Annotated in this window: 18 protein-coding genes; 5 read left to right on the top strand and 13 right to left on the bottom strand. The window is 57.7% G+C overall.

Translation table 11 applies throughout. From position 1 onward, the window contains the following. Positions 1 to 68 precede the first annotated feature (68 nt). Positions 69 to 1,442: a leucyl aminopeptidase family protein gene (locus ACO06F_RS17255; protein WP_421693964.1), complete on the bottom strand. Its 1,374-nt coding sequence runs from the start codon at positions 1,440 to 1,442 to the stop codon at positions 69 to 71. Positions 1,443 to 1,553: 111 nt separating this feature from the next. Here ACO06F_RS17255 and ACO06F_RS17250 point away from each other — a divergent pair, with 111 nt between their 5' ends. Then, positions 1,554 to 2,345: a tetratricopeptide repeat protein gene (locus ACO06F_RS17250; protein ID WP_421693963.1), complete on the top strand. Its 792-nt coding sequence runs from the start codon at positions 1,554 to 1,556 to the stop codon at positions 2,343 to 2,345. A gap of 17 nt (positions 2,346 to 2,362) precedes the next feature. Here the strand turns inward: ACO06F_RS17250 and ACO06F_RS17245 are convergent, their stop codons facing one another. From ACO06F_RS17245 to ACO06F_RS17205, 9 genes are all read right to left on the bottom strand, one after another. Beyond that, the gene (locus ACO06F_RS17245; protein ID WP_421693962.1) at positions 2,363 to 3,331 is read right to left on the bottom strand and encodes a type II secretion system F family protein; all 969 of its coding nucleotides are present in this window, start codon (positions 3,329 to 3,331) and stop codon (positions 2,363 to 2,365) included. Between the two features lie 20 nt (positions 3,332 to 3,351). Further along, the gene (locus tag ACO06F_RS17240; RefSeq protein ID WP_421693961.1) at positions 3,352 to 4,365 is read right to left on the bottom strand and encodes a type II secretion system F family protein; all 1,014 of its coding nucleotides are present in this window, start codon (positions 4,363 to 4,365) and stop codon (positions 3,352 to 3,354) included. A gap of 4 nt (positions 4,366 to 4,369) precedes the next feature. Further along, entirely contained in the window at positions 4,370 to 5,896 is a 1,527-nt protein-coding gene (locus ACO06F_RS17235; protein ID WP_421693960.1) for a CpaF family protein, read from the bottom strand. Then, positions 5,897 to 7,162: an AAA family ATPase gene (locus tag ACO06F_RS17230; RefSeq protein ID WP_421693959.1), complete on the bottom strand. Its 1,266-nt coding sequence runs from the start codon at positions 7,160 to 7,162 to the stop codon at positions 5,897 to 5,899. A 36-nt stretch (positions 7,163 to 7,198) separates the two neighbouring features. Next, positions 7,199 to 7,888, bottom strand: coding sequence for a CpaD family pilus assembly lipoprotein (locus ACO06F_RS17225; RefSeq protein ID WP_421693958.1), 690 nt, complete (start codon positions 7,886 to 7,888; stop codon positions 7,199 to 7,201). A gap of 14 nt (positions 7,889 to 7,902) precedes the next feature. Next, positions 7,903 to 9,345 carry a type II and III secretion system protein family protein gene (locus tag ACO06F_RS17220; RefSeq protein ID WP_421693957.1) on the bottom strand — a complete coding sequence of 481 codons (1,443 nt, stop codon included), beginning with the start codon at positions 9,343 to 9,345 and terminating at the stop codon, positions 7,903 to 7,905. A 15-nt stretch (positions 9,346 to 9,360) separates the two neighbouring features. Continuing rightward, entirely contained in the window at positions 9,361 to 10,185 is an 825-nt protein-coding gene (cpaB, locus tag ACO06F_RS17215; protein WP_421693956.1) for a Flp pilus assembly protein CpaB, read from the bottom strand. An 86-nt stretch (positions 10,186 to 10,271) separates the two neighbouring features. After that, positions 10,272 to 10,766: an A24 family peptidase gene (locus tag ACO06F_RS17210; protein WP_421693955.1), complete on the bottom strand. Its 495-nt coding sequence runs from the start codon at positions 10,764 to 10,766 to the stop codon at positions 10,272 to 10,274. Positions 10,767 to 10,860: 94 nt separating this feature from the next. Further along, the gene (locus tag ACO06F_RS17205) at positions 10,861 to 11,019 is read right to left on the bottom strand and encodes a Flp family type IVb pilin (protein WP_421693954.1); all 159 of its coding nucleotides are present in this window, start codon (positions 11,017 to 11,019) and stop codon (positions 10,861 to 10,863) included. 516 nt (positions 11,020 to 11,535) lie between these two features. Between ACO06F_RS17205 and ACO06F_RS17200 the strand changes: the two genes are divergently transcribed. The 4 genes from ACO06F_RS17200 (at position 11,536) to ACO06F_RS17185 (ending at position 14,255) form a co-directional block, all read left to right on the top strand. Further along, positions 11,536 to 12,105, top strand: a complete 570-nt coding sequence (locus ACO06F_RS17200) for a pilus assembly protein N-terminal domain-containing protein (protein ID WP_421693953.1) — start codon at positions 11,536 to 11,538, stop codon at positions 12,103 to 12,105. A gap of 175 nt (positions 12,106 to 12,280) precedes the next feature. Then, the gene (locus ACO06F_RS17195; protein ID WP_421693952.1) at positions 12,281 to 12,733 is read left to right on the top strand and encodes a hypothetical protein; all 453 of its coding nucleotides are present in this window, start codon (positions 12,281 to 12,283) and stop codon (positions 12,731 to 12,733) included. 59 nt (positions 12,734 to 12,792) lie between these two features. Then, the gene (locus ACO06F_RS17190; RefSeq protein WP_421693951.1) at positions 12,793 to 13,356 is read left to right on the top strand and encodes a TadE/TadG family type IV pilus assembly protein; all 564 of its coding nucleotides are present in this window, start codon (positions 12,793 to 12,795) and stop codon (positions 13,354 to 13,356) included. A gap of 56 nt (positions 13,357 to 13,412) precedes the next feature. Then, positions 13,413 to 14,255 (top strand): EamA family transporter, encoded by an 843-nt coding sequence (locus tag ACO06F_RS17185; RefSeq protein WP_421693950.1) that lies wholly within the window; start codon positions 13,413 to 13,415, stop codon positions 14,253 to 14,255. Between the two features lie 3 nt (positions 14,256 to 14,258). On the opposite strand, the gene mbfA is transcribed toward ACO06F_RS17185, so the two are convergent. The 3 genes from mbfA to ACO06F_RS17170 all read right to left on the bottom strand — a co-directional run bounded on the left by mbfA (position 14,259) and on the right by ACO06F_RS17170 (position 18,364). Next, entirely contained in the window at positions 14,259 to 15,218 is a 960-nt protein-coding gene (mbfA, locus tag ACO06F_RS17180; protein WP_421693949.1) for an iron exporter MbfA, read from the bottom strand. 79 nt (positions 15,219 to 15,297) lie between these two features. Next, positions 15,298 to 17,100, bottom strand: coding sequence for a translation elongation factor 4 (gene lepA / locus ACO06F_RS17175; protein WP_421693948.1), 1,803 nt, complete (start codon positions 17,098 to 17,100; stop codon positions 15,298 to 15,300). Between the two features lie 703 nt (positions 17,101 to 17,803). Next, positions 17,804 to 18,364, bottom strand: coding sequence for a nucleotidyltransferase family protein (locus ACO06F_RS17170; RefSeq protein WP_421693947.1), 561 nt, complete (start codon positions 18,362 to 18,364; stop codon positions 17,804 to 17,806). Between the last annotated feature and the right edge of the window lie 30 nt (positions 18,365 to 18,394).

The raw sequence follows: 18,394 nt of genomic DNA, 5'->3' as shown, positions 1-18,394 counted from the left end.
TTGAGCCGCGTTGGTTGTTTCGGCCCCGTTACAGTTTGGCCGCAAAGCGTGAAGCTGGCAAGAGCCGCTCACCCATAGCGCTGGCGGATGACCTCGAACAATGCACGCATGGCCTGGGCCTCGCCCCCCTTCGGCCGGCCGGGGCGCGCAGACGGCGTCCAGGCGAAAACATCAAAATGTGCGTAAGACTTCGCTTTCTCGACGAAACGCCTCAAGAACAGCGCCGCGGTGATCGAGCCCGCGAACCCAGAGTCACCGGCATTGTTCATATCCGCCAGTGAGGATTCGAAGAGGCGCGTGTAGGGCCGCCACAGCGGCAGCCGCCAGACAGGGTCATTGACCCGCATTCCGGCATCGGCCACTGCCGCCGCCAAGCGATCATCATCCGTATAGAAAGGTGGAAGATCGGGCCCAAGTGCCACGCGGGCGGCGCCCGTCAGCGTCGCCATGTCAATGAGGAGGTCCGGGGCTTCCTCATCTGCCAGGGCCAAAGCATCGCCCAGGACAAGGCGGCCTTCAGCGTCGGTGTTGCCAATCTCCACCGTGATGCCCTTGCGGCTCTGCAGCACGTCTCCCGGGCGGAAGGCGTTGCCGGAGATCGCATTCTCCACTGCCGGTACGAGAACGCGCAGGCGGAGCTTCAAGCCTGCTTCCATGATCATCTGGGCCAGGCCAAGCACATTGGCGGCACCCCCCATGTCCTTCTTCATCAAGGCCATGCCGGCGGCAGGCTTGATGTCGAGTCCACCCGTATCAAAGCAGACGCCCTTCCCCACGAGAGTGACTTTGGGCGCACGCGCGGGGCCCCACGTGAAGTCGATCAAACGCGGCAGGCGCGGGCTGGCCCTGCCCACGGCATGGATCATCGGGAAGCCCTTCTCCAGCGCCTTGCCAGAGGTGACGCTGAACTTCGCCTTGTGGACACGCGCCATCCGGGCGGCAGCGGCCTCCAACTCATCCGGCCCCATATCGGAGGCAGGCATATTGACGAGATCGCGCACAAAGTAACTTGCTTTCGCCGCGCGCAGTATTGATTTCCGGTCAACCCCTTTCGGGCAGACGAGCTTCGCTACAGCTGCAGAGGTCTTGCCATAGCGGTCAAAACCATAGGCCTCGAGGCACCAGCCCAGCGCCAGGAGATCGGGCGCAGCAAACCCCGCCTCCAGTGAATAAACCCCTTCCGGCAAATTGCGGCAGAGCTTGGCCAGCGCAAACGCATCGCCTCCCTGATCCGCCCCCACGAGAACCTGCTTCAGCGCGCCTCCCGGGCCTGGAACAGTCAGCGAGCGGCCGGGCTGGCCCTTGAAGCCATTTGCATCGGCCCAGTTCCGCAGGTCTGCAGACATGGTTTTCCGGGTCTTTTCCCACGCGGATGAGGCAATAGCGGAGATCGGAATGCCGCGCCGCTGCGGATCGAGAAGGATGGTTTCAACGTCAGTCATGAGGCCGTCTCCCAGGTTTGAAATCCCATAACGCCAATCGCGATCATGGTTAATCAAATATTGACCAGTACCCGCCAAAGTAGCCCCATTAACCGGGAGTGGAGCTCCAACATGTCATGGATGTCACGAGCGGGCCGTCCCGCCGCAGCAATCCTCATTCTTACCACCACCGTTGTGCTGACCGGCTGTAACAAGACCACGAGCCAGACGACGGGCGCCAGCGATCTGGCGACAGCCTCGACAGCACCTGTCTCTCCCGAGGCCCTGGCAGATCTTGGCGTCAAATGGCAGACAGACCCAAAGAATGTGAACAAGGGTCTTGCCTATGCCAACGGCCTCGAAGCCGTGGGCAACACCGAACAGGAGCTCAGCGTCTATCAGCAGCTGACGGTGATGAACCCGAAAAATGGCAAGCTCGCTGGCCTCTATGGCCGGAAACTCGTCAGCGCCGGGCAGTCCGAAACAGCAATCCCCGTCCTCGAAGGGGCTGAGAAAGCCGGTGACTCCGACTGGCGCATCGCGTCGGCACTGGGCTCGGCTTATGATCAGCAAGGCCTTTATCAGAAAGCCCGCGAACAGTATCAAAAAGCCCTTGCTGCGGATCCGCAGAATCTCACCGTCATGAACAACCTTGCCATGTCCTATGCGCTCGAAGGCAACCTCAAGCAGGCCGAGACGGAACTGCGCAGCGCGGACGCACTCCCCCGCGCCAAGAGCGTTCCGCGCATTCGCCAGAACCTGGCGCTGGTGGTGGGGCTGCAGGGCCGCTTCGATGAAGCCACAAAGCTTGCCCAACAGGACCTTCCGCCGGAACAGGTCGAAGAAAACATGGCCTATCTCAAGAAGATGCTCTCGCAGTCCAATACATGGCAGCAAATCAGTGATGGAAAAAGCCAGGGCTGAGACCTGAACCCGCCCTCCTACATCTGCTTAAAGCCGTTCAGCACCACTGGCGCAAGAATGACAAAGAAGATGACAGGCATAAAGAACAGCATCATCGGCACAGTGAGCTTCGGGGACAGGCCGGCCGCCTTGCGCTCAATTTCTGACATCCGCATTTCACGGTTTTCCTGAGCGAGCACCCGCAGAGCTGTTCCCAAGGGCGTTCCATAGCGCTCTGACTGAATGAGACTCATCACAACCGACTTGACCTGTGGCAGCCCTGTTCTGTTGGACAAATTTTCAAACGCCTTGCGCCGTTCTTGCAGGTAGGAGAGCTCTGCAACGGTGAGAGCCAGCTCCTCTGCCAAAGCGACAGAAACTGTTCCTATCTCTCCGGAGACGCGCTGCAAGGCGGGCTCAACAGCCATACCGGCTTCTACACAAATGAGCATCAAATCAAGCGAATCAGGCCACGCCTTGCGAATTGATTCCTGCCGCCGCGTGACCATGTTTTTCACAGTCAAGTAGGGAATATAATTGCCAAGAACCATGGCCATTGCGGCCGCCGCAATGCGCAGCGAGGGCAGTGACTCAGAGAAAAACGTCGACATATAGAAAAACGTCAGTAGACCTAACGCAATTGGCGAAACAACGCGTGCTGCGAGATATATTGCAAGATGATGCTGGCTTCTGAGCCCAGCCTGCCGGAGGAGCTGGCGCGACGAATTGGCTTCAAAGATCCGGCGCAAATGTAGAACATCAACGACCTGTTGAGCAGCGCCCCCCTGCTGCCCCGATCTCAGCCGCGGCTCCACGGTGCCGATTTGCCCTCTCTGACTGACACGGAGCTTTTCGCGCTCCTTGCTGACTGCCTTCATACGAGACTTGAGGGGATCGCGCTCTGTCAGAGTTGCGGCAAGGCCCAGAACCGACGCGAAGGCGAGGAAAGCGATCAGCACTGTGATGATCGTCCGCGGCTCGATTAGTCCTTCCAATATCTCAAGCATTGCTTGCCTTGGCCCTTCGCTTAAACTTCAAAGTTAATCATCTTACGCATAACAACAATGCCTATCGACATCCAGATCGCACTGCCTGCCAAGACAAGGTTCCCGGAAGTCGTCGAGAACAGCGGCGTCATGTAGTCGGGATTGAGAAAAAGCAATGCAGCGATGAGGAAGAATGGGATCGAGCCAATGATGATCGCTGAGGTTTTCGCTTCCTGAGACAAAGAGCGAATCTTGGCTTTCATCTTTTTGCGTTCACGAAGAACTTTGGAGAGATTACCGAGTGCTTCTGACAGATTGCCGCCGGATTTTGCTTGAATGCCGATGGCAATGCCGAGGAAATTCACTTCTGGCAATGGCATTCGTTCAAACATGCGTTCAATACCTTGCTCAATTGTGATTCCCACTCGTTGCCCTTCCACAACGTCAAGGAACTCAGGCCCTAGCGGAGGCGGAGACTCGGTCGCGATGATCCTCATTGCATCCGAAAGCGGCAAGCCGGCCTTCAAACCACGGACCATAACGTCAATTGCATCCGCCAGATCGGCAAGAAAGGCCTTCTGGCGGCGCGACGCCAAAAATCCCAAAAACCAGCGAGGAAGCCCAAAGACCCCGGCGATTCCGCCCAGAATAGCGATGTAGTTTCCCGTGCCGAGCAGCGTGCAAATAAACCAGATGGACAGACCGGTGAGCCCTGCGGCCACCCAGTATCTCCTGACAGATATTCGGAGCCCAGCACGGATGATAAGCACCCGGAGGCCCAGTCCCTTCTTTCGCTTCTTTTCGAGTTCCGCAAAATTCTTGAGTGACTCCTGGACCTGGCGGCGGCGGTTGTCTTTCTGACCATCCACAAGGCGGCTGACGGCCGACTGCTTCTTCGGTTGGGCCGCCTTTCGGTCCGCCGCCATCGTCCTGAGCTTCGCCTCAGGGCCCCGCTCCGCCAACAGTGGTGCTAAAAGGAAAAAAGTCGCACATCCGACAGCCAATGCAATCAGTGCGATGACAGCAATTTGCGTGAGATTGATCCCCTCCATCATCAAATTACCCTCCGCCGCTTGGATTCTCTGCCTTTTCAAGCGTCTCGGCGAGCCGGCGGTCTTCATTGAAATAGCGCGCGCGCTCCCAGAAATGGGGGCGCCCTATGCCGGTAGATCTGTGACGGCCGATGATCTTACCCTCGGCATTTTCGCCGGAGATCTCGAACACCATCAAATCCTGAGTGATAATGACATCGCCTTCCATGCCCACAACCTCAGTGACGTGGGTAATCCGCCGTGAGCCATCGCGAAGCCTGGACGCCTGCACAATCACATCAATGGAGCCGCAGAGCATCTCCTTGATTGTCTTTGATGGAAGGGAGAAGCCACCCATCGTGATCATTGACTCGATACGCGACAGCGCCTCACGCGGACTGTTGGCGTGCAGCGTGCCCATTGATCCGTCATGACCAGTATTCATGGCCTGCAGCAGGTCGAAGGCCTCAGGTCCACGCACTTCGCCGACAATGATTCTCTCGGGCCGCATGCGCAAGCAGTTCTTGACCAGATCGCGCATGGTAATCTCGCCTTCACCCTCGAGATTAGGCGGTCTCGTTTCCAAGCGCACCACATGCGGTTGCTGCAGCTGAAGTTCCGCTGCGTCCTCACAGGTAATGATGCGCTCGTCGTCATCGATATAGGCCGTGAGGCAGTTCAGAAGCGTCGTCTTTCCTGAACCCGTACCCCCTGAAATCAGAACGTTGCAACGGACACGCCCAATGATCTGCAAGAGCGTTGCGCCTTCAGCAGTAATGGAGCCGAATCTGACGAGATCGGGCAGTTTCAGCCGGTCCTTCTTGAACTTGCGGATGGTGAGGGCTGGTCCGTCGATTGAAAGTGGTGGAACGATGACATTGACACGCGAGCCATCCAGGAGGCGCGCATCGCAAATGGGACTCGCCTCATCAACCCTTCGGCCGATCTGGCTGACGATACGCTGGCAGATGTTGAGGAGCTGCGTGTTGTCCCTGAAACGCACCCCTGTGTGCTGCACCCGGCCACCGACTTCAATGAACGTCGTGCCGGCACCATTCACCATGATGTCCGATATTTCATCGCGCGCCAGCAATGGTTCTAGAGGGCCCAGGCCAAGCACATCATTACAAATGTCCTCGAGCAGTTCCTCCTGCTCCTTGACGGACATCACGACATCTTTCAGCGCGATAATCTCGTTTACAATATCCCTGATCTCATCCCGCGCCGCGAGCCTGTCAATTTGGGATATTTGCGTAAGATCGATCGCGTCAATCAGTGCGTTGAAAATGGTGCTTTTGATGTCGTAGTAATTTTCCGAACGCGCCTGCTGCAGACCAATGTCAATCTTTGGACTCGGTGTGGGCGTGCTGGCATTGGGCGCCAGAACTGGTGAATTTTGGGATGTTCTTGGTTGGTCAAGGGCACTGAAACCGGGTTGCAGGCTGCCTCGTTTTTGCTCGAGTTCAATTCTCAGTGCGGCCTCTGATTTGGTGGCCGACTCAGACGGAACAAGCAGCTCCTTGGATGGGCTCCCCCCAGAACGCTTTCCGAACATTTACGTCTTCCCTCTTAGCGAAAGCCTCTTGAAAAACGATGGACGGGCGGGGGTCGGGCTGACAGGTTTCTCAGATCCCAACAGGCTGTCAGCAAAGTTTCGCAAGGCTTCCGCAGGCTTGCACTTTGGCGCAAGCTCAAGCAAAATCTTGCCATTGTTCAGTGCCGCTCCAAAATTCTGCGGATCGTTCGGTATACTGGCACTGACGCTGATCCCAACAGCCTTGGCAAAATCTGCGCTGGAGATTTCCGCCCGCTTGGGAGCACCCACCTGATTCAGGAGGAGGCGCGGTGGCGGATCGTTGGGTCTGCCCGCAGTAAACAGATCTACAAGATACCTCGCGTTTCGCAAGCTCGCCAAGTCAGGTTCCGCCGTGATGACAATTTGATCTGCGTGCTGCAGTGTAAATTTTACCCAGGGGGACCAGCAGTGCGGCAGGTCAACAACAACGCAGGGAACGCTTGAACGAAGAGCCGTGAGGATCGTTTCAACGGCATGGGCCTCTATATGAATATCGCGCTCGATCCCTCCAGGGCCACTGAGCAGGCTCAACTTTCCACCCAGTTTGATCAGCAGCCGATCAAGGAGCAGCCCGTCCACCCGCTCAGGCTGGCTTAATGCCTCAAGGATGCCCACGCTGGAGTCGGCGTTGAAATTGAGAGCTGCGGTGCCGTAATGGAGATCGAGATCAACAATCACGGTTTCGATCGCGGCCGTTCTTGCAAAGTTCCACGCACAATTATGTGCGACTGTGCTCGACCCCGTACCACCTCTCGCCGCAATGAAAGATATCACTCTACCGACCGGCTGAGCCTTCTCACTCCGGTACAGTCCTGCGATCGTCTCCACGAGCTGAATCGGATTGCTTGGTGCAACAACATACTCACTCACACCCTGGCGGATCAGCTCACGATAGAGGAGAACGTCATTGTGCTGTCCGATGACCACGACCTTGGTCTGTGGTTGGCAGACGTCCGCCAGACTCGCCAGCTCAGCGAGAAGTGCAGTCGCAGAGGCAGTCGATTCGACAAGCAGGAGGTTGGGGGTCGACTGAGATTGAAAGTAACGTACCGCCGCCAGAATTCCCCCGGACTCAACAGAACCGTGAGCACGTGACATTCTCCGATCTGCAAATGCTGCTTCAATCGTGGCCAGTGTCTGCGGAGTTTCACAAAATGCGTGAATATTGATCCGTGGCACGATTGCCACCGGTCGATTCTCGACGATGGCCGTTTCCGGAGATGGCTCTGCGGGCGATGGGTTCATGGTAACAAGTCTTGCCTCAGGAATGTGGAAGCGGGATCAAGAGCCTGATGCGCCGGAACCCGACGTCATGCCGCTGCCGGATGGCTCGGTCCAGCTCCCGTCATAATAGTCTTTCAAGGCCGCGCCTTGAGCTGCACTTGGTGCAGGCGACATTGTCCTCGAATGTTGAAGATCTTCTGGATTCGACACCATCGCAGCGACGTTCTGCTGAGTAGAACATCCCAAGTTGGGATCAGGCTCGTTGAACTGGTTGCCGCGCATGTTTCTGTCCCAGCTTCCGCAGGGTTTGGTGACTGCCATTTTGGTCGTGAAGGACAAGGTGACGGAGTTCGAACTGCCTTCATAAGGCGTCATCGAAATCGCAGCGTGAGCGACACCCTGCCGGGAGAGAATGCTCGCCGCTTGGGCGGCGCTGCGGCGCGCCTTGCTGCTGCCCGCCGGGTATGCAACAGTCACCTTGGCAGAGGAAGACGCGGCACTTCGCGCAAAGTCTTTTACATTGCTTACATCACTGGCTTCGATGCCATTTGACGTGGCCGAAACGGTGAGCTTCACCGGTCTGTCCCCCACCTTGATGGGATTGTTCTCAGCGACGCTGGCGGGTACATAGACATCGTCTATGCTCGCAAAGTCGCTTGAACATCCAGACAGAGCGCCTGAGGCCAAGGCCAAGATTGCGGTGGCGGCAAGTCGCCGAGGGAACAGAGGGATGCGGCGGAGGTTCATGATTGGTTTCACTTTCAATCGACAATATGGCCAACCTGGCCGTGATAGGTACCAGCGCTTTCACTGCCCGGCAGGCCATAAACCCGGTTCAGACGGCCGAGGAAAATCTGCTGCAGGTCCGTGGGTGAATTGAAGCGGTCAATCGGCGTCGCCAGCTTGCTATCCTCTGTGGGGCCCACGAGATAGGGCGTAACGATAACCACGAGCTCGCTTTGATCACGCTGAAAATCCTGACTGGAAAACAGCGCTCCCAGTATCGGCAGTGAACGCAAACCCGGCGTATTATTGAGCGTCTGCTTTGAGATATTCTTAATCAAACCTGCAAGCATCATGGACCCGCCCGACGGAAGTTCAATAGAGGTCTGCGCGTTGCGGAGATCGATCACGGGTTGATTGCCATATGGATTGGGCGCTATGTCGCTCACCTCCGTGAAGATGTTGAGAGCGATCCGACCTCCCGACAGCACGGTGGGTGTGAAGTCTAGTGTAATTCCATATGGCTGAAATTGGACGGTGCAAGTGTAATTGAAAGTCACTGCATCCGGCAGGGAACAGTTTGAATAGGGGTACTCGCCGCCCGCATGAAAGCTTGCAGGCGCACCTGAGACTGCAGTCAAAGTTGGCTCAGCAAGGACGGTCGCAAGCCCTGTGTTTTCCAAGGCCTTGATCGTTGCGTCGATCTTGAGGGGGGAGCCGGGGAAGCTTGCAATGCCCTTCAAAACATCCTGACCGGAGTCAGCAATTGTTTTGTTTACAAAGTCAAAGTTGAACGTGCCGGCCGTGATGTTGCCTTGCAGGTTAATTCCAAGCTGTTTCAAGATTGTCCGCTTCAGTTCAACCACACGGACGCGGAGCATGATTTGATTGCCTTCGGCGATCTTGAGGAGGTTGACGACGCTGTCTTCACCCCCACCATTTCCAGACATGAAGCGCTTCGCCAGATCTTCGGCAGTCTTTCCCTGCTGGGCGTCAGCGACGGTGCCTTTGAGCACGACGTTGGCACCCGAACTGTCGACCTGGATCGCGTTTCCTGGAATCGAACGATCAAGAAGTTCCTTGAGGGACTTTGTATCGAGCGTCACCTCGAGTTCCAGCTGCATGATCTGCCTGCCGGCCGCGTCGAGGAAGAAGATGTTGGTCTGACCAGCGGCACGCGCGAACAGATATGCGGTATCACGGCTTTTGAGAACAACGTCCACAAGCTCGTTGTCGCCAACAATGACATCTTTCGCGGCAGCTGGCAGTTTGAGGACGGCGCTCTTCTTTAGTCCAAGGCGAAGCAATCGGGAGCCTTGCTGTGCACCGGACACATCGACCACGGCCTTGTCTGCCGCGTTTCCACGGGTGAGTGGAAACGGGAAGCAGAGTAAAGTTGCGGCCAGTGCAACGCTTGCGGCTAGCCTTGCGCAGGCTTTGGCTCGATTTGAAATCGACTGGGCGGTGCTGAACTTGGACATGATTGCGCTCCTGCCTCACCGGTTCTTGATAAGTTCTTCGCGGCCGTAACGGATCAGAAGCGGTCCGTCTGCTTTGTTTGTTCGCCTGCTCATGTAAGAGTCAGACAGAACTGGACGTTCGTCTGCCATGCCGGAGTCGCCTTCTTCTGCGAGGGAGCGGAGTACCAGCGAAAGTTCGCCTGAGGCAGCAATCTTGGTGAGGATTTCGGCCTGCCTCGGCTCAAGCTCCACGACGGCATTCCGCCCTCCCGGCATGGCGGGGCCGTCTTCGGGTGAAATCAGGGATTGATTGATAGCCAGAACTTTGACGTTGCTGAAAATCGTCTCACTAGTTGCCTGGGAGTCGGATCCGCCATCGGATCCACCCCGGCGTGTTAAAATCACGTCGACCCGGTCGTTAGGAAGGATGAAGCCGCCCACTGCCGAGTTGTCCGATATTTCTATTGCGATTCCACGCATGCCTTTAGGTAGAATGGCGGCCATGAATCCCCGGTCGCCCGGCTGGACGATCCGGGATTCAACGATCGGTTCCCCCGTCACGAGCGGCAGCCTTGCACGGGCATCCTTTAGCGTCTCGATGGCATCTGGCAGGGTTTCGCTCGTGATCATATTTCCCACCACATTATCCCGGGGCCATGGCCGCCATTGCAGTCCGAAGCTGCCGAGCTTCTCGCCCTGGGCGAGGTCCTTCGAGGCCACAAGAACATCAACCTTGTTGGACTTGACGTCCACCACAGGGGCTGGAGGAGGATCTGTCGCAAATAGTCCCTGCACCAAAAACACGGCGAGCAATGCGGCAACGGCCGCGATTGCCAGAGCGATTAACCGTGTCCTGTTCATTTACTTCACCTCTCGGCAGCCGGAATTCTCAATACTTTAGCGTGTATTGGTCAAATTTGGGTTAATTTGTACGTTTTAGTTGTATATTAAGTTGAATACCAGCTGTAGGGCGTTGCAAGGATGGCTCCCGCCGCGATTGCAAAGCCGTAAGGAATATCAGGTGAAAATGACAGGAACAGCCTGCCGAGCCTGTCGCTGCGAAGGCCAGCTTCAACATTGAAAACAAACCAGACGCTCATTGCCAGTGCCAGAACACCGCCCGAAAGCGCGGTGAGCACGAGAAAAATCGCTGAACAGGGAAAGCCGAGCCAAAGCCCTGCGGCAGCGATGAGCTTGGCATCGCCCCCGCCAATATAACCAAACCGAAACAGCAAGTACCCCGGCACCAGCAATGCGAGCCCAGAGGCGAAGTGCACCCAGATATCTGCTGGCGCCATGCCAGATGCGAGGGCCGCCGGGAGAAACAAGGCGGAAATCAAAATTGTCAGCCGGTTCGGAATTCGCATCATCATCGCATCCCCAGCACCTGCGATGATCATCAAAAGACAGAAAACAATAATGGCCGGCTGGGAACCATCCATAGAGGTCCTCCAGAAAGATATGCCTCGACTACGACCGGACAGGCACCCCACTGGCAACTGATGCGAGTGGAGCGCCGCCGGGAAATTGAGATTCTTAAAGTGAAGCCGAGATATTGGTGAACACGGTCTTCAGCTTGGTGCCAATGAGCTTGACGGATGCAATGATCGCAACCGAAATCAAACCAGCAATCATGCCGTATTCAATTGCAGTTGCACCCGAGTCATCCTGCAAAAAGCGTTCAATACTGTTCATTTTGAATTCTCCAATGTTTATCTGACTGCTCAGGCTCAAAGATGGTCCCAAATGGGCGCGTCCTTAGACCTTCGGTTGCATCATCGCGGTTCTGCTTTAAGAACAGGTAAAGACCAAGTCAAGCAATGTTTACATGGTTCGACGGAGAAATTATTTTCCTGGTAATTTTACCTAATATTCATTGCGTAAAAACGTGCGTCTTAAAAGTATAAATTTCAATTATACTGTAATACAGCTGTTTAAACTTCGCCCGCATTTTGCCATGGGCAGTAAAGCCTTAAAATGAAAACATTTGCAATCAGTAATTGATGTCGGGGCGTTGTCCGCGCGGCCATCCCTGTGATGATTTTCACCAGGACTGGCAAAGAAACTCAAGTGAAATAGGGTTTCCTTGTGAGGCCGAAAGAGAAGAATTGATGAGACCCTTACCACTCCCCCTTCGACCGCATTAAGAGAAGATTCACCGTTCGAGGCACATATTTCGGCCATTCGCCTCTTATGATCGGAGTCTGCCTCATGCAGAAATACTGCGTTGTACTTGCAATTACAGCATTTCTTGGGGGCGTACTGCCCTCCACTGCCAAAGCAGATGACCAAGCGCCGGTGGAACTTGTCCTGACGTTTGATCAGTCCCAGCGCCTTGCACTTCCCGCACTGCCATCAACGATTGTGGTGGGCAACCCCGCAGTGGCGGACGTAACATTGGATGGAAAGTCACTGTTTCTTCATGCGCGCGGGCACGGTCTGACCAATCTGGTGATCTATGACGAACAAGGCGGAAAGATCGGCAACTACCTATTGCGGGTCGTTTTTGATGATCCCCTGAGTATTTCTGTTTACACGCCCAAAGGGCGGAACACATTCACATGCGTAACTGACTGCGAGTCGACCCTGCGCATCGGTGACGCCAGTGAAAATTTCGGGAATTATATGGCGCAGACAGGCGCTCGGAACGGTTTCGCTTCATCTCAGGCGTCAGGCGACGCGTTTTTCGCACCAACTTTCCGGTCGGAAGGTTCCGTGCCCATGGCTCCACTTTCGCCCGCGCTTGTGGCACCTCCAGCAGCTATCACTCCGGCTCCCTGAATGCATCTTATAATTGTATTTTCACCTCTAAAGGTGCTACACTCTATGCGTTGAAGTCGTTCGACGCAGGAGATTTAGCCAAATGGTACCCAGATTTATCAGGCCGATACTGCCTGTTTCTCGGGGCGCCGAGCGTGGATCCACTGCAGTAGAGTTCGCTCTTGTCGCATTTCCATTGTTCTTTCTGATCGGCTGCATCCTGGAAGTGGGGCTGACCTCGTTAGTTCAGTTTCAACTTCAGAACTCTGTTCAGGCTGGTGCTCGGTTGGTCCGTATCGGCGCAGTGACCAATCACGCTACATCAGCAATAACTGTCGATCGGACAGCAATGACAGCCCAGATCTGCAGCACCATCAGATTTCTTCCAAACTGCGCAGCGAACCTCAAACTTGAGGTATTGAGCGCCGGCAGTTTTGCCAATCTCAATTTCACCGGTCCCAATGCTGTCGGATCACTTGCCACCCCCACCTACAACCCTGGCGGAAGCATGGCGATGGGAAGCATGGTCGCCACATACGACTGGCGATTTTACTTCCCCTTTGTCGGGGAAATGTTTGGCAACGTCGCGGGTCAACCCAATATCAGGCGTTTGAGTGGGGTTGCCATTTTCCGGAACGAACAGTTTTGATGTCCGGATCAGTGAACGCTTCCCACAATCGGCGGCGATTCGAATCGGGCGCCGCCGCAATGGAGTTCATCCTCTTCGCTCCCTTGCTCATCATTCTGTTCATGGGAATGGCCGACGTCGTGAATTATGTCTCCACTCTCCGGAAGCTGAACACTTCGGCAGAACTGATGGCTGATCTCGTCACCCACAGAGGCCCATTCATAAACGCAAGCGAGATAGATGATTTCTTCGTCGGCGCAGAACTGGCGCTCACCCCTATCCCCATAAGCAATGTGAGGATCACGGTCTTTGGCTATTTTAGGAATCCTGTTACCAAGAATGCGGAGTTGAGGTGGTCCAGGTCGTCGACCAGCGCCAGGGTGAACGGCAATGCGATGACGAACGGCGCGACCGCGCCGACCTGCGCAGACCCCGATACAGTTCGCTTGACCCCACTGACCGAAAACAGCGATATTGTGGTGGTTGTCGTCTGCGCAAACTATGTTCCACCCCGGGTGACAATACTGGACATGGTCAACATTCTCGGCTTTTCCAGCAAACTCATACGGCGCGAGATTGTCATGCGTCCGCTGCAATCCGCCACGCTTACCTGCAGACCTCCCACGGGTCAGCCAAATTGCTGAAGCCTCTGGCGAACCATCCATCGCTGCGCTAAGCCCATCGGGGCGGAGCGGATGTCTTGGAATTAAACGTCTTTTTGGCCGTGCTTGCCGCTGCTGTCATGCATGCGGGCTGGAATGTGCTGGTCAAGCTGAAGCTGGACCGGTTTCTGTCACTGTGCCTGATCCAGACGCTGATGGGCTTCATGGGTCTCGCCATGCTGCTGGTATTCCCTGCCCCTGCGCTTGCGAGCCTGCCCTACGCCATCACCTCGGGCGTTCTGCACCTTGGCTATAATTTGTTTCTGGCGCGGAGTTACCGCACGGGGGATCTGAGCCAAGTCTATCCGATTGCCAGGGGTGCGGCACCTCTGCTGACGCTTGCAGTCACCTGGACCTTTCTGCACGAGGAACTGAACGCCGTGGGAATTGCGGGCGTCGCAATCCTGGTGCTGGGGATCTGGGTGATCAGCCTGCTCGGGCACCGGGGATTGCGGCTGGACGGGCTCACGCTGTTTTTTGCCATTGGCACCTCGGTCTTCATTGCGGCCTATACGATTGTGGACGGGATGGGCGGGCGGGCGTCTGGGCAACCGTCTTCCTATGCAGGGATGGTGTTCGCTTTCGATGCCTTGTTCCTGGGCATCACGGCGCTCTTCATGCGGGGCCCAGGAATCGTGCGCGAGGTTGCCCCCTATTGGAAAACGGGCATCGTCGGCGCGCTTCTCTCGGTCGGCGCATACTGGATCGCGATCTGGGCGATGACCGAGGCGCCGATTGCGAGCGTTGCGGCGTTGCGCGAGACGAGCATTCTGGTCGTCATGCTGCTGTCGATGCGGGTGCTGAAGGAAACCGTCACCATCCCCCGCCTGCTGGGTGCGGTGCTGATTGTGATCGGCGCGGTGCTGATCCGGCTGTCATGAGGCTCAGGCGCCGCTCCCGATAAGGACGCCAGTGAGGAAGACCAGCAAGCCCCCCACCGCGATCTGCAGCGCAGCCTTGAAGTAAGGCGTGTCCATGTATTTGTAGCGGATCCAGGAAATCACCCAGAGCTCGCAGAACACCACGGCGATCGCGATCCATGTGGCCGTCCAGAAATGGGGGATGAGATAGGGGAGTGTATGCCCCAGCCCGCCCACGGCCGTCATGATGCCGGCCGCCAGGCCACGGATGAGCGGGTGGCCGCGGCCGGTGAGCTTGCCATCATCCGACAGGCCCTCGGCGAGCCCCATGGAAATACCGGCACCTACGGAGGCGGCGAGGCCCACCAGGAACGTTTCCCAGGTGCTGCCCGTGGCAAAGGCGGCGGCAAAGAGCGGCGCCAGGGTCGAAACGGAGCCATCCATGAGGCCCACCAGCCCGGGCTGGATGACCTGGAGCAGGAACAGCCGGCGCTTGGCTTCCCCCTCCTCGATCTTGGCATCGGCGGTCAAATGGGTGGTGCCCAGCTTCACGGCAATCGACTCATGGCCCTTCTCGGCCTCGGCGAGCTGCAGGAGGAGCTTCTTCACGTGGTCGTCCTGGCTGCGCTCGGCAGCCTGCTTGTAGAAGCGATAGTTCTCGAGTTCGATCACTTCGGCGCGCTGGCGCATTTCTTCGATGTTGAGCTTGCCGATGGTCCAGGCCGGCTTGTGGCGCACGAAGCCCTGGATGTCGGACCGCCGGATCAGCGGGATGAAATCCCCAAATTTCCGCTGGTAGAGATCGGTGAGCCAGCGGCGGTGCTCATGCTCCTCTTCCGCCATTTCGATGAAGACCTTGGCGGAGGCCGGATAGGTGTCCATCAGCGCATGGGCAAATCCCGCATAGGAGCGGGCGTCGTCATCCTCGCTGGAAATGGCGAGCGCCAGAAGTTCCTGTTCGGTGAGGTCGGAGAAGCTCTTCACGGCCGGTGAAATCCCTTTCGGTCAGGCCAGAGTTTAGAATCATTCCAAACTACGGTCCAGCACCGAATGAGGATCAGCCTCAGTTTTCATCCATCTTCAGGGCGGAGATGAAGGCTTCCTGCGGGATTTCGACCTTGCCGAACTGCCGCATCTTTTTCTTGCCTTCCTTCTGCTTGTCCAGAAGCTTGCGCTTGCGGCTGATGTCGCCGCCGTAGCACTTCGACGTCACGTCTTTCCGGAGTGCCGACAAGGTCTCGCGCGCCACGATCTTGCCGCCGATCGCCGCCTGGATCGGGATCTGGAACATGTGGCGCGGGATCAACTCCTTCAGCTTCTCGCACATCACCCGGCCACGCTGCTCGGCCCGCGCCCGGTGGACGATCATGGCGAGGGCATCGACGGGCTCGCCATTGACCAGAATGCCGAGGCGCACGAGATCGCCCTCTTCATAATCGGTCATCTTGTAGTCGAAGGAGGCATAGCCGCGGGAGACGGATTTGAGGCGGTCGTAGAAGTCGAACACCACTTCGTTCAGCGGCAAGTCGTAGACGACCATGGCGCGCGAGCCCGCATAGGTGAGCTGCTTCTGGCGGCCGCGGCGGTCCTCGCAGAGCTTGAGGATGGAGCCCAGATAATCGTCCGGCACCAGGATCGTCGCCTCGATCCACGGCTCCTCGATCGATTCGATCAGTGTCTGGTCGGGCAGATCCGCCGGATTGTGCAGGTCGATATGGGTGCCGTCCCGGAGATTGACCTTGTAGATGACGGACGGTGCGGTGGTGATGATATCGACGTTGAACTCGCGCTCGATCCGCTCACGGACGATTTCGAGATGGAGCAGCCCCAGGAAGCCGCAGCGGAAGCCGAAGCCCAGGGCCGCCGAGGTTTCCATGTCATAGGTGAAGCTTGCATCGTTCAGGCGGAGGCGGCCAATGGCCTCGCGCAGATCCTCGAAGCGCGCCGCATCCACGGGGAAGAAGCCCGCAAAGACGACGGACTGCGCCGGACGGAAGCCGGGCAGCTGCGTGGCCGTCATGTTCTTTTCATCGACGATGGTATCGCCCACCCGCGTATCGGCCACCTGCTTGATGGAGGCGGTGAAGAAGCCGATCTCGCCCGGGCCGAGCTCGTCCACGGTCTCTTTCTTGGGGCGGGAAACGCCCACGCGCTCCAGCTGATAAACGGCATTGGTGGACATGAGCCGCACCTTCATGCCCTTCTTCAGGACGCCGTCGACGATGCGCACCAGAACCACGACGCCCAGATAGGCGTCATACCAGCTGTCGACCAGCAGCGCCTTCAGGGGCGCATCACGGTCTCCCTTGGGGGGCGGCAGGCGGTGGACGATGGCTTCGAGCACATCGGGGACGCCCACACCCGTCTTGGCGGAAATCGGAATCGCGTCGGACGCATCGATGCCGATCACATCCTCGATCTGCTGGCGCACGCGGTCCGCATCGGCCGCCGGAAGATCGACCTTGTTGAGGACGGGCACGATCTCATGATTGTTGTTGATCGCCTGATAGACATTGGCGAGCGTCTGGGCTTCGACGCCCTGAGAGGCATCGACCACGAGGAGCGAGCCCTCGCAGGCGGCGAGCGAGCGGGAGACCTCATAGGCGAAGTCCACGTGGCCGGGCGTGTCGATCAGGTTCAACACGTATTTCTCGCCATTCTTCGCGGTGTAGTCCAGGCGGACGGTATTGGCCTTGATGGTGATGCCGCGCTCACGCTCGATATCCATGGAATCGAGGATCTGGTTCACCATGTCCCGGTCCGCCACAGCGCCGCAGAGCTGGATCAGGCGGTCCGCCAGCGTCGACTTGCCGTGGTCGATATGGGCGATGATGGAGAAATTGCGGATGTGAGCGGTGTCTATCATGATTGCCGGGGTGTTTGGCATTGGGGGTGGGCGAGGTCAAGCTTTGCCGGATCTCTGGGTGTTTTGGGCACGGATCATCCTTGGTGAGGGTGGCATTTGTCCCCCGGAGGCAGAAAAGGGAGGCGCGGGCGCTGCCCGGCGCGGAATGCTGATCCGGTGAAGGACCAGCGGTAGGAGCGCTGAGCAGCGCCCGCGATCCGGCAGGTTTTTAGGCCTTGGGGAGGAAGCTTACCCGGCAGTCCCTCGGACGGCCCGGCGTGCCTCTCGGCGCGGAGGTCTTAATGCCTCCGGGTTCCTCCTTCAGCCCCCGGGAGTGTGGCACACGTTACGCCGCACCCGCAGGCCTGCCCTCCACCCCGCCCGAGCTCACCGTCATGAGCAGGACCCCGACTGGGGGGAGTGGGAGGTGGTTAGCATGGGGTAGGAATAAAGTCAAGTAAAATCCCTGGTGTTTTTCCCTTCTCCCGTCCGCGTGAGCCGATGGGAGACGGTGGCGCGCAGCGACGGATGAGGGCCGCTTTCGGCATCGGGACTCGTGGCGAGAGGCCCTCATCCGCCCTTCGGGCACCTTCTCCCATCGCGGTGCGACGGGAGAAGGGAAAACATATCTGGCGCCTGTGCCTGTGGCCCCCACCCCTACCCCTCCCCACGAGGGGGAAGGGCTAGGGGTGGGGGTACCACGGGGGAGATGCTTGTGCTTCGGCTATGCCTCCACAACCCGCAGCCACGGCCAGCGGATGCGGTAGGTTTCGGCTTTCGTCTGCCACTTGCCGGGCTGCGGGAAGAGCGGGTTGATGCGGAGGAGCCCGGCTTCGAGGTCGGCGAAGCCGTCCGGGGCGATGACCTCTCCGGTTGCGGTGTCGATCCCCACGCAGGTGCAGCGCACGAGATAGCGGGCGATGCCGTCCAGTGCCGAATGGAGCTGCGGATAACCACCACCGAAGCGCTGCGGATACCAGAGATGGACGCGGGCCTGGTTCTTCACTTCGACGGGAAGGCCGAGCGCCTCCGCCAGGGGGGAGACACGGCGGATGACGGCATCTTCCGCTTCCCAGGACAGGTCCGAATCATCGAAATAGAAGACGTCATAGTCCTTGATGTTCTCCAGCGGCGGACGGTTCGAGAGCACGTTCCAGACGGTCTGGAACAGGCAGCCAGCGGTGAGGTGGCATTGCGGGAGCCCTAGCTCCGCCAGCCCCTCGATGAGCTGGCGGTTTGCGGGGTTGGTGTATGCAATGTCCCGGAAGGTGGCGGCATCGAGCATGGGGCGAGATTAGAGCGAGTCGCCCTCCCC

Origin of the sequence: Aestuariivirga sp. (assembly GCF_965227715.1) — a bacterium.
Lineage (GTDB): Bacteria > Pseudomonadota > Alphaproteobacteria > Rhizobiales > Aestuariivirgaceae > Aestuariivirga.
The sequence above is the reverse complement of the archived record's forward strand: the minus strand, read 5'-3'. Positions and strand labels throughout refer to the sequence as shown.

What these genes read in the sequence shown, in the direction of transcription:
- ACO06F_RS17255 (WP_421693964.1), bottom strand. Translation starts at nt 1,442, where the DNA reads ATGACTGACGTTGAAACCATCCTTCTCGATCCGCAGCGGCGCGGCATT.
- ACO06F_RS17250 (WP_421693963.1), top strand. Translation starts at nt 1,554, where the DNA reads ATGTCATGGATGTCACGAGCGGGCCGTCCCGCCGCAGCAATCCTCATT.
- ACO06F_RS17245 (WP_421693962.1), bottom strand. Translation starts at nt 3,331, where the DNA reads ATGCTTGAGATATTGGAAGGACTAATCGAGCCGCGGACGATCATCACA.
- ACO06F_RS17240 (WP_421693961.1), bottom strand. Translation starts at nt 4,365, where the DNA reads ATGATGGAGGGGATCAATCTCACGCAAATTGCTGTCATCGCACTGATT.
- ACO06F_RS17235 (WP_421693960.1), bottom strand. Translation starts at nt 5,896, where the DNA reads ATGTTCGGAAAGCGTTCTGGGGGGAGCCCATCCAAGGAGCTGCTTGTT.
- ACO06F_RS17230 (WP_421693959.1), bottom strand. Translation starts at nt 7,162, where the DNA reads ATGAACCCATCGCCCGCAGAGCCATCTCCGGAAACGGCCATCGTCGAG.
- ACO06F_RS17225 (WP_421693958.1), bottom strand. Translation starts at nt 7,888, where the DNA reads ATGAACCTCCGCCGCATCCCTCTGTTCCCTCGGCGACTTGCCGCCACC.
- ACO06F_RS17220 (WP_421693957.1), bottom strand. Translation starts at nt 9,345, where the DNA reads ATGTCCAAGTTCAGCACCGCCCAGTCGATTTCAAATCGAGCCAAAGCC.
- cpaB (WP_421693956.1), bottom strand. Translation starts at nt 10,185, where the DNA reads ATGAACAGGACACGGTTAATCGCTCTGGCAATCGCGGCCGTTGCCGCA.
- ACO06F_RS17210 (WP_421693955.1), bottom strand. Translation starts at nt 10,766, where the DNA reads ATGGATGGTTCCCAGCCGGCCATTATTGTTTTCTGTCTTTTGATGATC.
- ACO06F_RS17205 (WP_421693954.1), bottom strand. Translation starts at nt 11,019, where the DNA reads ATGAACAGTATTGAACGCTTTTTGCAGGATGACTCGGGTGCAACTGCA.
- ACO06F_RS17200 (WP_421693953.1), top strand. Translation starts at nt 11,536, where the DNA reads ATGCAGAAATACTGCGTTGTACTTGCAATTACAGCATTTCTTGGGGGC.
- ACO06F_RS17190 (WP_421693951.1), top strand. Translation starts at nt 12,793, where the DNA reads ATGGAGTTCATCCTCTTCGCTCCCTTGCTCATCATTCTGTTCATGGGA.
- lepA (WP_421693948.1), bottom strand. Translation starts at nt 17,100, where the DNA reads ATGATAGACACCGCTCACATCCGCAATTTCTCCATCATCGCCCATATC.
- ACO06F_RS17170 (WP_421693947.1), bottom strand. Translation starts at nt 18,364, where the DNA reads ATGCTCGATGCCGCCACCTTCCGGGACATTGCATACACCAACCCCGCA.